A 12,532-nucleotide genomic window follows, 5' to 3' on the forward strand; every position below is an offset into this window, starting at 1 on the left:
GAAAGTCATCTTGTTTGCGCCGCGTTAGCGTGCCGGGCATCAGGAGCCGACCAGACCGATGAACCAGATCGAACCCGCCCGCCGCCGCAAGGCGCATCTGCCCAAGGGCCGCCAGCTCGACGACGTCGCGCTCGACGAGGTGCGCCTGGTTCTCGGAGCGGCGCCGCGCCGGCGCGACCTGCTGATCGAGCACCTGCACCGTATCCAGGACACCTATGGCTGCCTGGAGGCGCGCCATCTGCGCGCGCTCGCCGAGGAGATGCGCCTCAGCCAGGCCGAGGTGTACGAGGTCGCTTCGTTCTACGACCACTTCGATGTGGTCAGGGAAGGCGAGGCAAAGCCCGCGCCGCTGACGGTGCGCGTGTGCGATTCAGTCTCCTGCATGCTGGCCGGCGCCGAAGCCCTGATCGGCGAACTCGAAGCGACCGCCGACCCCGCGCTCATTCGTGTGGTGCGCGCGCCCTGCATGGGCCGCTGCGCGACCGCGCCGGCCGCCCGTATCGGCAACCGCGAGGTCGATGATGCCAGCGCCGCCGGGCTTGTCGAAATGGCCGAGACCGGCGCCTTCGACGTCGCCGTGCCCGACTACATCGCCCTGCACGCCTACCTCGAATTCGGCGGTTATCAGGTCCTCGAACGGGTCCGCGCCGGTGATGTCGGCGCCGACACGCTGATCGAGATGCTGTCCGGCGCCAGCCTGAAAGGGCTTGGCGGGGCCGGCTTTCCGGCCGGAAAGAAATGGGGGTTCGTGCGCTCCTATCCCGGCCCGCGCCTGATGACGATCAATGGCGACGAGGGCGAGCCGGGCACGTTCAAGGACCGCCACTATCTGGAGACCGATCCGCACCGCATGCTCGAGGGCGCGCTGGTCGCCGCCCACATCGTCGAGGCCGACCGCATCTACCTTTACATGCGCGACGAATATCCGGCCGTCCTTGAAATCCTGCGCACCGAGATCGCCGCGCTCGAGGAGGCCGGCCTGTGCGAGCCGGGCTTCATCGAACTGCGGCGCGGGGCAGGGGCCTATATCTGTGGCGAAGAGAGCGCCATGATCGAATCGATCGAGGGCAAGCGCGGCCTGCCGCGCCATCGCCCGCCCTATATCGCCGAGGTCGGCCTGTTCGGCCGGCCGACGCTCAACCACAATGTCGAGACGCTGTGGTGGATCAGGGACATAGTCGAGAACGGGGCGGACTGGTTCGCCGCTCAGGGCAATGAGGGCCATCCCGGCCCGCGCTCCTGGTCCGTCTCGGGGCGGGTGAAGGAACCCGGCGTCAAGCTGGCCCCGGCCGGCGTCACCGTGCGCGAACTGATCGAGGACCATTGCGGCGGCATGGCGGACGGGCACACCTTCAAGGCCTATCTGCCCGGCGGCGCCTCTGGCGGCATCCTGCCGGCGTCGATGGACGACATTCCGCTCGATTTCGGCGACACGCTGTTCCGGCACGGCGCGTTCGTCGGCAGCCACGCGGTCGTGATCCTGTCGGACAGGGACAATATCCGCGACGTGACGCTGAACCTGATGCGGTTCTTCGCCCATGAGAGCTGTGGCCAGTGCACGCCGTGCCGGGGCGGTACGGAGAAGCTCGTGCAACTGCTCGAACGCGACGGTCCTCTGGACGAACCCACCATCCGCGATCTCGAGCAGGTGATGCGCGATGCGTCGATCTGCGGTCTCGGCCAGGCAGCGCCCAACCCGGTCAATCATCTGCTGACGCACTTCCGGGAGGACCTTTGACCGATGGAGATACGCCAGGCGACCGATGCCGATCTGCCGTCACTTGCCAAGGTGATGGACGAGGAGAACATCCACTATGAGGGCTCGAATGCTCTGCCGGTCGATCGTGTGCTGCCCAAACTCGAGCGTTGGTTCTCGGCCAACAACGATACGCGGGTCCTCGTGGCCGTCGATGGCGAGAGTGTATTGGGCTTTGCAACGCTCGTGCCTCTTTTCCCGGCGGGCAATCTCAATGTGTCCATGTTCATCAAGGACCTTTACGTCGCCGCCGATGCACGTGGTCGCGGCATTGGTGAAGCGCTCATGCGACGGAGTGCAGCCGAGGCGCGCCGGCTTGGTGCGACACGGCTCGAACTGACGGTTGACGGTGACAATTCCCGTGCCAAGGCGCTTTACGAAAGGCTCGGCGGTTCTGATACGCACAAGAGCTACCTGCGCTGGGAAGGCGGCGCGATGGCCATGCTTGCTGGGGAGATTGAGAATGCTTGAAGCCTATCTGATCACGCTGACCGGGGTCGTTCTGGCGCAGGCCGCGCCCGGACCCAATCTTCTGGCCGTCGCGAGCGCCGGACTGGGGCAGGGACGCAAGGCGGCGCTGATGACCGTCATGGGCGTTTCGACCGGCATGATGATCTGGGCCGTCGCGGTGGCGTTCGGTCTTGCCGCGGTGCTTGCGATCTATCCGAAGCTGCTGACCGCGATGAAGATCGCCGGTGGCGCCTATCTGCTCTGGCTCGCCCTGCGCGCGCTTCTGTCGGCCCGGCGCGGCGGCCAGGCGAGCATCCGCGCGCACGGCGCGGCCCTGTCGGCGGGCGCCGCGTGGCGACGCGGACTTCTGGTGGTATTGACCAACCCCAAGGCCGCATTGATGTGGACGGCGGTGGGCACGTTCCTGTTCGGCTCGGGCCTTGCGGCCTGGCAGGTGGTCGTCTTCGGCCCGCTCGCCGCCCTGTCGGCGATGGCCGTCTATGGAAGCTATGCGTTCCTGTTCTCGTCGGGCTTCGCCGGACGCGCCTATCAGCGTTTCGCCCGCTGGATCGAGGCCGCGTTCGGGCTGGCGTTCGGCGCCCTCGGCGGACGCCTGCTGCTTGATGGCGTAAGGGAGATGCGTGCGCCATGAACTCTGCTGCCACGAACGCCGACCCCTACGAGCGCATCTTCGCGCTGAACAACGCGATACGCTATGTGGCCATCTATCGGGCCGGGAAGCTGCAAAGCCGGCAAAGGGAAGGCCTTGCCGGAGCATCTTCCGGTGAGAGCGACCGCTACGAGGAACTGCTCGTCAATCCGACACTCCTGACGCTTGCCCGTCAACGCGGCAACATCGACTGCGGCGGCGCCGAATTCGTTATCGTCGGTTATGGCAATTTTCTCCAGCTCGTGGTCGCTTTGCCCGACGGACACGTTTCGGTCTGCTTCGACCGCGCCGCCGACCCGCTGGACCATGTCGAGGCGATCAGGAAGGCCTTTGCACCATGAGCAAGACCGTTTCGTTCACGCTCGACGGCAGGACCGTCACCGCCGAACCGGGCGAGACGATCTGGACGGTCGCCAGGCGCGAAGGCACGCGCATCCCGCATCTGTGCCATCTCGACAAGCCCGGCTACCGGCCCGACGGCAATTGCCGCGCCTGCATGGTCGAGATCGAGGGCGAGCGCACGCTGGCAGCCTCCTGCATCCGCAAGCCCGCCGAAGGCATGAGCGTGCGCACCGACACCGACCGCGCCGATAGGGCGCGCCGCATGGTGTTCGAAATGCTTGCCGCCGACATGCCCGCCCGCGCCGAAAGTCCGGACGATCAATCGGCTTTCTGGCAATGGGCCGAGACGATGGGCATTGGCGGGTCGGAGCGATTGCCGTCGAAGTTCGGTCAGACGACCCCTCACCCTTACCCTCTCCCCGCGTGCGGGGAGAGGGAGGCCTCGGCATCGGGGCTCGCGTCCCCTTCTCCCCGCACGCGGGGAGAGGGTACGGGTGAGGGGCAAACTCCCCGCGTGAGGGGAGACGGTGAGGGGCAAATGGCCGAAGGCTTGGGCGAGGTCGGGCACGCCCCCCTCCACGACCTCACCAACCCGGCGATCGCGGTCAATCTCGACAGCTGCATCGCCTGCGGGCTGTGCGTGCGGGCCTGCCGCGAGGTGCAGGTCAACGACGTGATCGGCATGGGCGAGCGCGGCCATCACGCGGTCCCGGTCTTCGACATCCACGATCCGATGGGGCTTTCGACCTGCGTGACCTGCGGTGAGTGCGTGCAGGCGTGCCCGACCGGCGCGCTCTACGAGAAGACGCTGATGGACGAGGCCGGCCGCACCCGCGCCATCCACGAGTTCGACGGGACGGTCGATTCCGTCTGCCCGTTCTGCGGCGTCGGCTGCCAGACCACGATCAACGTCAAGGACGGCCGCATCGTCCAGGTCGACGGCCGCGACGGCCCCGCCAACGAGAACCGGCTCTGCGTCAAGGGCCGGTTCGGCTATGATTACGTGATGAGCCCCGAGCGGCTGACCAAACCGCTGATCCGCCGCGATGACGCGCCCAAGGCCGGCGACATCGACATGCGCTTCATGAAGGTGACCGACATCTTCCGCGAGGCGTCATGGGAGGAGGCGCTGGAACGCGCCGCATCCGGCATTGCGAAGATCCGCGACGAACGCGGCGGCGGCGCGCTCGCCGGCTTCGGCTCGGCCAAGGGCTCCAATGAAGAGGCCTACCTGTTCCAGAAGCTGATCCGGCAGGGTTTCGGCACCAACAATGTCGACCATTGCACCCGGCTGTGCCACGCATCGTCGGTGGCGGCGCTTCTGGAAGGGGTCGGCTCGGGAGCGGTCTCGGCGCCGTTCACCGACGCGCTCAAGGCCGACTGCATCGTCGTCATCGGCGCGCGTCCGGCGACCAACCATCCGGTCGCGGCGACCTATTTCAAGCAGGCCGCAAAGGACGGCAAGAAGCTGATCGTCATCGATCCGCGCCGGCAGGAGCTGATGCGCCATGCCTCCCATCCGGTCCAGTTCACGCCCGGTTCCGATGTGGCGCTGCTCAACGCGGTCCTGCATGTGATCGTCGACGAGAAACTCTATGACGAGCAGTACATCCAGGCCCATGTCGACGGGTTCGACGCGCTGCGCGAAAAGGTCAGGGACTTCTCGCCCGAGGCGATGGCCGAAGTCTGCGGCGTGTCCGCCGAGACGATCCGCGACGTCGCGCGCACCTATGCCACTGCCGAGCGCTCGATCATCTTCTGGGGCATGGGCATCTCCCAGCACACGCACGGCACCGACAATTCGCGCGGCCTGATCGCCTTGTCGCTGATCACCGGCCATGTCGGCCGCCCCGGCACCGGCCTTCATCCGCTGCGAGGGCAGAACAACGTGCAGGGCGCCTCCGATGCCGGTCTGATCCCGATGATGTATCCGGACTACCGGCTCGTCGAGAACGCCGACGTGCGCGCCTCGATGGAGGATTTCTGGGGCAGGTCGCTCGATCCGAAGCGCGGCCTCACGGTGGTCGAGATCATGGACGCGATCCATGCCGGGGACATCAGCGGCATGTACATCATGGGCGAAAACCCGGCCATGTCCGACCCCGACCAGCACCACGCCCGTGCGGCGCTTGCAAAACTCGATCATCTGGTCGTGCAGGACATCTTCCTGACCGAGACCTGCTGGCATGCCGATGTGGTCCTGCCGGCCTCGGCGCAGGCGGAAAAATGGGGCACCTACACCAACACCAACCGACAGGTGCAGATCGGCCGTCCGGCGCTCGACCCGCCCGGCGAGGCGCGCCAGGACTGGGAATTGATCGTGGAACTTGCCAACCGGATCGGCCTTGACTGGCAATATGACGGTGTCGGCGCGGTCTACACCGAAATGGCTTCGGTGATGCCGTCGCTGAAGCACATCTCCTGGGAGCGTCTGCTCGCCGAGGATTCGGTCACCTATCCGGTCTCCGAGCCCGGCGGCTTCGGCAACGAGGTGATCTTCACGGACGGCTTCCCGACCGCCGACGGACGCGGCCGGCTGGTGCCCGCCGATCTGCGCCCGCCCGACGAGGTGCCCGACGAGGACTATCCGCTGGTGCTGACCACCGGCCGGTTGCTCGAACACTGGCACACCGGCGCGATGACCCGCCGCGCCACCGTGCTCGACGACATCGAGCCCGAGGGCATCGCCGCCATGAACCCGCGCGAGATCGGCCGGCACGGTTTCAAGCCGGGCCAGATGATCGCCGTCGAGACCCGGCGCGGCACGATCCAGGCCGTGCTGCGCGCCGATCGCGAGGTGGCCGACGGCATGATCTTCATGCCGTTCTGCTTCAACGAGAGCCCGGCGAACGTGCTGACCAACCCGCAGCTCGACCCGTTCGGCAAGATCCCCGAGTTCAAATATTGCGCCGCGCGCGTCAGCCGCGTCGCACAGGCCGAGGCGGCCGAATAGGCCGGCCGCCTTTGTCGCCGCCACGGAAAAGATAAACGGCGCCCGCAAGTTTGACTTGGGGCGGGCCCGCCTTATGATCCTCTTTGTCAGGGTCGGAAGGCGATGTCCTTCCATAGAGCCCGCAATGACACCCGCTTGAAGAGCGTCCGGCGGAAGAACGGGGCGCGCAGATCAATCCGAAAACCGAACCCATCCGATTGCCCCGAAGGAGCAATGCATCCATGCGCGTACCCGCAAGAACGCACACCGAATACATCCATCCGGCCGCCCGTAACGCCGCCGACGAGGCGCGCGCCGGAACGCTGTCGCGCCGCGAATTCTTTGCCCGCGCGACCTCGCTCGGTGTCGGCGTCGCCGCCGCCTATGCGATGATCGGACTGCCGGCGCCCAAGGCCCGCGCGGCGACGCCGCAGCAGGGCGGGACGCTGCGCATCCAGTCCGAGGTGCGCCCGCTCAAGGACCCGCGCACCTATGACTGGCCGCAAATGTCGAATTACACGCGCGGATGGCTCGAATATCTGGTCGAGTACAACCGCGACGGCACGATCCGGCCGATGCTGCTGGAGGACTGGTCGGTCAGCGACGACGCGACCGAATATGTGCTCAATCTGCGCCGCGGCGTGAAATGGAACAATGGCGACGATTTCGTCGCCGAGGATGTCGCCTTCAACATCGAGCGCTGGTGCGAGCGCGAAGTCGAGGGCAATTCGATGGCCGCCCGGCTCGATGCGCTGATCGACCCCGACACGGGGACCGCGCGCGAGGGCGCCATCGAGGTGGTCGACGATCACACGGTGCGGCTCAACCTGCCGCGCCCGGACATCACGCTGATCGCCGGCATGTCCGACTATCCGGCGCAGATCGTTCCGCGCGGCTTCGGCGGCGATCCGCTTGCCGATCCGGTCGGCACCGGCCCCTATCTGCCCGGCGAATATGCGGTCGGCGATCGCGGCGAACTGGTGAAGAACGAGGACCATGAATGGTGGGGCGAGGGCGCCTTCCTCGACCGCATCGTCTATGTCGATTACGGCACCGAGCAGGCCGCCGTCGTTTCCGCCGTCGAGTCCGACGAGGTCGACATGGTCTACGAATCGATCGGCGATTTCGTCGCCATCATGGACCAGTTCGGCTGGGCCAAGTCCGAAGCGGTGACCGCGAACACGCTGGTCGTGCGGCCGAACCAGCAGGCCGAGGTTGACGGCGCGACGCCCTATGCCGATGCCCGCGTGCGCCGCGCGCTGGCCCTGGCCGTCGACAATCAGGTCTGTCTGCAGCTTGGTTATGCCGGGCTCGGCACGGTGGCCGAGAACCATCATGTCTGCCCGATTCATCCCGAATACGCCGATATCGGTCCGGCCGAGTTCGACCCCGAAGCGGCGATGGCGCTGATGGAGGAGGCCGGCATGGCCGACTTCGAGCACGATCTGATCTCGATCGACGATTCATGGCGCAAGCCGACGGCCGACGCGGTGGCGGCGCAGCTGCGCGATGCCGGCATCAAGGTCAAACGCACGGTGCTGCCCGGTTCGACCTTCTGGAACGACTGGACCAAATATCCCTACAGCGTGACCGACTGGGCCCAGCGCCCGCTCGGCGTGCAGGTCCTGTCGCTCGCCTATCGCACCGGTGAGGCGTGGAACGAATCGGGCTTTGCCAACGACGAGTTCGACCGGCTTCTGAACGAAGCGATGGCCGTGCCCGACCCGGACGAACGGCGCGATCTGATGGCGCAGATCCAGACGATCCTGCGTGAGGAAGGCGTGGTCATCCAGCCCTACTGGCGGTCGACCTACCGGCACGCCAAGCCCGACGTGATCGGTGCCGAACAGCATCCGACCTTCGAGATCCATGTCTACAAGCTGGCCTGGGCCGCCTGACGCGTCCGCAAACGATGACGGGCCGGCGCCGCCAAGCGCCGGCCTGTTTGGTCCGTCAAAGGCCGTTGTGCGCGATCACGCTTTTCGCCGCATCCACCGCCGCCTGATCGACCGGGCGAAATTCGATGCCGAGTTCCCGCCGTGCCCGCTCGCCGGAGACCTTTTTGCGGACATCGAGAAGCGGCACGATTGTTTTGATCTCCTTGTCGAACATCCCGAGCATCCGGATGACGAAGTTCGGAGCGCGGCGCGTCGTGATCTTTCGCTCCGGCAGACCGGCATCGATCGCCCGGGCCATGTCGGGGAACCACATGAAGCCGGCCGCGCCGATGAAGCGCTTGCCTGCCGATTCGGGCACCGAGAGCGCCTTGACGTGCATGTCGGCGATGTCGCGGACGTCGACGCAGGTGAAGCCGAAGTTCGGCAGCATCGGGTCCTTCGACCGCACGATCCGCTCGATCACCTGCAGCGACGTGCCGTAGTTGGCATCAAGCGCCGGGCCGATCACGAAGCCGGGATTGATGACCGTCAGCGCTATCTCCGGCGCCTCGCCTTCGACGAAATCCCATGCCGCCTTCTCGGCGAGCGTCTTCGACTTGCCGTAGGCGTTGATCTGCGGATCGTCGACGTCGCTCCAGTCATCCTCCGTGAAGACGTCGCCCGAGGCTGGCCTGCTCTTCTCGGCGACCGCGACGACCGACGAGGTGAGCACCACCCGGTCGACGCCGGCGGCCCTGGCGGCCTTGAGCGCGCGCAGCGTGCCGTCCACCGCCGGACCGATCACCTCGTCCTCGTTCTCGGGCTGGACCAGCGGGAACGGCGAGGCCGTGTGCAGCAGCGCGTCGGCGCCTTCCAGCGCTTCCGCCCATCCCTGGTCCTGCGTCAGGTCGAGTTCGGCAAAGCTCAGATGGCTGTCGGCGACAGCCGGATCATCGAGATGCGGCCGGACAGCCGCCCGCACCTCCTCGCCGCGTTTCGAAGAGCGTACCGTGCCGCGGACCTGGTATCCCTGCCGCAGCAGCGCCAGAACGATATGCTTGGCGATGAAGCCGGACGCGCCCGTCAGGACGATGAGTTGGGACATGATTGGCGTCCTTTCGTGTTGACAATGTCAAGACAGCTAAGCGCGATGTTGACAATATCAAGATGTGCGACCGCATCCGTTTCGCCTGGCACGGCCATCCCGGCAATTCGGGGGTCTTCAGCGCGCGCAGCGCACGCAACGTTCGGCCATCGGATCGATGGCCAGGCGCTTGTCGGCGATCTCTTCGCCGCATTCTTCGCAATACCCGTACTCGCCCTCGGCGATGCGTCGTTCGGCCATGTCGATACGCACCAGATCGCGGCGGCGGGCACGCGCGGCCGCCTGCGCCATCGCCTGCTGCTGCATGGCGTCCATGCGTGACAGCCGGCCGACGGCGACCTGGTCGAGTTCGACCGGCGCGCCCGCTTCCTCGCCGAGCGCCAGGAAACGCTCGATTTCGGCGCGTGCTGCGGCAAGGCGCGTCTTGGCCTTTTCGATATCGGCTGTCATAGGGGCAGGTTAGAAAGCGCCGGCGGGCGGCGCAAGGCAAGCGGGGAGCAAGATGGTCTGGCTGATCCTGGGACTGGTGCTTTTTCTGGGCATTCACTCGGTGCGCATGGTGGCGCCCGGGTTTCGCGATCGTCTGATCGCCGAACGCGGCGAGAGCGCCTGGAAGGGCATCTACTCGGTGGTCGCGCTGATCGGCCTGGTGCTGCTGGTCTGGGGTTTCGGCCAGGCGCGGCAGGTCGCGCCGGTGCTTTGGGTGCCGCCAACCTTCATGGCGCACATCAACCTCTTGCTGATGCTGCCGGCGCTGATCCTGCTGGTCGCCTCGCAGCTCCCGGCCGGCTACATGAAGCGCGCGGTCAAGCATCCGATGATCCTGGCGGTGAAGATCTGGGCGTTCGGCCACCTTCTCGCCAATGGCGATCTGGCGTCCCTTCTTCTGTTCGGCGCGTTCCTGGCATGGGGCGTGTGGAACCGCATCGCGGTCAAGCGGCGCGGTGATCCGGTCTTTGGCGAACCGAAAGCGATGTATGACGGCATCGCCGCCGTCGTCGGCACCTTGATCTATCTGTGGCTGATCCTGCAGGGTCATCTGTGGCTGTTCGGCGTGCCGCCCATTGCGGTGGCCTGAGGTCGCCACCACTTACAATGCGCGCCGTTTGCAGCTAAAGCGGCGCTCACTTTCGACTGTTCCGGGTAGGCGTGATGTCCGACGACGGGTTTTTCCGCGAGGTAGAAGAAGAGCTACGCTCCGACAAGCTCAAGAGCCTGTGGGAGCGGTTCGGCATCCTCATTATCGGCGCGGCGGTGCTGATCGTGGTCGGTACGGCCGGCTATCTGGCCTGGGACCGCTATTCGGCGAGCCGTGCCTCGGCATCGGGTGACCGGTTCCTGGAAGCGCTCAACCTCGCCAACGCCGGAAACTATGACGCGGCGATGGTCGAACTCGAGGCACTCGAGGAGGACGGCTTCGGCCAGTACCCCGTGCTCGCGCGGATGCGCTCTGCGACCGTTCAGGCCAGCAGCGGCGAGCCCGATGCCGCCGTCGCCAGCTTCGATGCGATCGCCGCGGACCGTTCGGTGCCCGACGCACTGCGCGACATTGCCCGCCTGCGCGCCGCCTACATCCTTGTCGACCATGGCGATTACACCGAGGTCGCCGCCCGCGCCGAGCAACTGACCGGCCCGGAGCATCCGCTGCGTCATTCCGCGCGCGAGGCGATGGGCCTGGCCGCCTACCGGGATGGCCGGCTCGCCGACGCCCAGCGCCTCTTCAACGACATCCTCGGCGAGGAATTCGCTCCCCAGGGCGTTGCCGGGCGCGCCCAGCTCATGATCGAACTGATCCAGGCCAGCGGCGCGGTCGCCGAGGGCTGACCGATGGCCTTCACCGTCGCCATCGTCGGCCGGCCCAATGTCGGCAAGTCGACCCTGTTCAATCGTCTGGTCGGCCGCAAGCTGGCGCTGGTCCATGACGAGCCCGGCGTCACCCGCGACCGTCGCCGTCACGAAGCGCGGCTGATCGATCTGAAGTTCGATGTCATCGACACGGCCGGCCTCGAGGAAGGCGGCGCCGACACGCTGCCCGGCCGCATGCGCGCCCAGACCGAAATCGCGCTCGCCGAAGCCGATCTTGCCCTGTTCCTCGTCGACGCCAAACACGGCCTGACCGCCGACGATCGCACCTTCGCCGACATTCTGCGCCGGTCCGGCAGGCCGGTGGTTCTGGTCGCCAACAAGGCCGAGGCACGCGGTGCCGAGGCCGGCCTTTACGATGCCTACGCGCTCGGTCTTGGCGAAGCCGTGCCGGTCTCCGCCGAACATGGCCAAGGACTGATCGATCTGCGCGATGCGATCGTCGAGGCGCTCGGCGAAGACCGGGCGCTGGCCGGCGAGACCGCCGGCGTCGAGGGCGAGGAGGCCGAAACCGATGTCGCGATAAGCGAGACCGAAGAGGACGCGCCCGACAGCTATGACGAGACCCGGCCGATCCGCATCGCCATCGTCGGCCGGCCCAATGCGGGCAAGTCGACGCTGATCAATGCGCTGATCGGCGAGGACCGGCTTCTGACCGGGCCCGAAGCGGGCATCACGCGCGATTCGATCTCCGTGGACTGGCAATGGCGCGGCCGCGGCGTACGCCTGTTCGACACGGCCGGCATGCGCCGCAAGGCGCGCGTTCAGGAAAAGCTCGAAAAGCTGTCGGTCGGCGACGCGCTGCGCGCCATCCGGTTCGCCGAAGTCGTCGTTATCGTCTTCGACGCGCTCGTGCCGTTCGAGAAGCAGGATCTGCAGATCGTCGATCTGATCGCGCGCGAGGGCAGGGCGCCGGTTATCGCCTTCAACAAGTGGGATCTGGTCGAGGATCGGCAGGCGCATCTGGCCGACCTGCACGAGCGCACCGCGCGGCTGCTGCCGCAGATCAGGGGCGTGCGCGCCGTGCCCGTCTCCGCCGAGACCGGTTACGGGCTCGACCGGCTGATGGAGGAGATCGTCGCCACGCACCGTGTGTGGAACCGGCGCGTGCCGACCGCGCGGCTCAACCGCTGGCTGGACGCGGTCGCCCAGCATCATCCGCCGCCGGCCGTGTCCGGACGGCGCATCAAGCTAAAATACATCACCCAGGCCAAGACGCGGCCGCCGGGTTTCGTGCTGTCCTGCTCGCGTCCCGAGGCGCTGCCGGCCTCCTATGTGCGCTACCTGACCAATGCGCTCAGGGACGATTTCGAACTGCCGGGCGTGCCGCTCCGGTTGATGCTGCGCTCGCCGGACAACCCGTTCGCCCACAAGGCCAAGCGCCGCCGCTGACCGGTTCTCGCCGGCCCGTGGGCCGCGTTAACGAAACGTGACCGCTCACTTAACGGGCCGTCAAGGTTAATCCTCCATTGTGCCGCTCTGTTCGCCCTGCGACCCTTGGCTTTGTGGAGTTGGCCCTGTGCGTTTGTTGCGTCTT

General features: G+C 66.7%; 11 protein-coding genes. 9 read left to right on the forward strand and 2 right to left on the reverse strand.

Translation table 11 applies throughout. The features are described 5' to 3' along the window. The first annotated feature begins 58 nt into the window (after positions 1–58). The 6 genes from E0E05_RS04480 (at position 59) to E0E05_RS04505 (ending at position 8,048) form a co-directional block, all read left to right on the forward strand. Positions 59–1,738, forward strand: a complete 1,680-nt coding sequence (locus tag E0E05_RS04480; RefSeq protein WP_131615631.1) for an NADH-ubiquinone oxidoreductase-F iron-sulfur binding region domain-containing protein — start codon at positions 59–61, stop codon at positions 1,736–1,738. A 3-nt stretch (positions 1,739–1,741) separates the two neighbouring features. After that, positions 1,742–2,227: a GNAT family N-acetyltransferase gene (locus E0E05_RS04485; RefSeq protein WP_131615632.1), complete on the forward strand. Its 486-nt coding sequence runs from the start codon at positions 1,742–1,744 to the stop codon at positions 2,225–2,227. Then, complete coding sequence (locus E0E05_RS04490) at positions 2,220–2,858, forward strand: LysE family translocator (RefSeq protein WP_131615633.1); 639 nt, start codon at positions 2,220–2,222, stop codon at positions 2,856–2,858. Before E0E05_RS04485 ends, E0E05_RS04490 begins: the two co-directional genes overlap by 8 nt. Next, positions 2,855–3,217, forward strand: coding sequence for a hypothetical protein (locus E0E05_RS04495; RefSeq protein WP_131615634.1), 363 nt, complete (start codon positions 2,855–2,857; stop codon positions 3,215–3,217). The genes E0E05_RS04490 and E0E05_RS04495 overlap by 4 nt, the downstream gene beginning before the upstream one ends. Continuing rightward, positions 3,214–6,171 carry a formate dehydrogenase subunit alpha gene (gene fdhF / locus E0E05_RS04500; RefSeq protein WP_244597931.1) on the forward strand — a complete coding sequence of 986 codons (2,958 nt, stop codon included), beginning with the start codon at positions 3,214–3,216 and terminating at the stop codon, positions 6,169–6,171. The genes E0E05_RS04495 and fdhF overlap by 4 nt, the downstream gene beginning before the upstream one ends. A 221-nt stretch (positions 6,172–6,392) precedes the next feature. Further along, positions 6,393–8,048: an ABC transporter substrate-binding protein gene (locus E0E05_RS04505; RefSeq protein ID WP_131615635.1), complete on the forward strand. Its 1,656-nt coding sequence runs from the start codon at positions 6,393–6,395 to the stop codon at positions 8,046–8,048. A 55-nt stretch (positions 8,049–8,103) separates the two neighbouring features. On the opposite strand, the gene E0E05_RS04510 is transcribed toward E0E05_RS04505, so the two are convergent. Together E0E05_RS04510 and E0E05_RS04515 are read right to left on the reverse strand one after the other, a co-directional pair. Next, positions 8,104–9,132, reverse strand: a complete 1,029-nt coding sequence (locus E0E05_RS04510) for an SDR family oxidoreductase (protein ID WP_131615636.1) — start codon at positions 9,130–9,132, stop codon at positions 8,104–8,106. A 117-nt stretch (positions 9,133–9,249) separates the two neighbouring features. Further along, the gene (locus E0E05_RS04515; protein ID WP_039722872.1) at positions 9,250–9,582 is read right to left on the reverse strand and encodes a TraR/DksA family transcriptional regulator; all 333 of its coding nucleotides are present in this window, start codon (positions 9,580–9,582) and stop codon (positions 9,250–9,252) included. Between the two features lie 52 nt (positions 9,583–9,634). On the opposite strand from E0E05_RS04515, the gene E0E05_RS04520 reads away from it, so the two are divergent. From E0E05_RS04520 to der, 3 genes are all read left to right on the forward strand, one after another. Then, positions 9,635–10,210 (forward strand): NnrU family protein, encoded by a 576-nt coding sequence (locus tag E0E05_RS04520; protein WP_131615637.1) that lies wholly within the window; start codon positions 9,635–9,637, stop codon positions 10,208–10,210. 74 nt (positions 10,211–10,284) lie between these two features. Next, positions 10,285–10,956, forward strand: a complete 672-nt coding sequence (locus E0E05_RS04525; RefSeq protein WP_131615638.1) for a tetratricopeptide repeat protein — start codon at positions 10,285–10,287, stop codon at positions 10,954–10,956. A gap of 3 nt (positions 10,957–10,959) precedes the next feature. Next, positions 10,960–12,387: a ribosome biogenesis GTPase Der gene (gene der, locus E0E05_RS04530; RefSeq protein WP_131615639.1), complete on the forward strand. Its 1,428-nt coding sequence runs from the start codon at positions 10,960–10,962 to the stop codon at positions 12,385–12,387. Positions 12,388–12,532 lie beyond the last annotated feature (145 nt).

It is taken from the genome of Roseitalea porphyridii (assembly GCF_004331955.1).
Taxonomy (GTDB): domain Bacteria; phylum Pseudomonadota; class Alphaproteobacteria; order Rhizobiales; family Rhizobiaceae; genus Roseitalea; species Roseitalea porphyridii.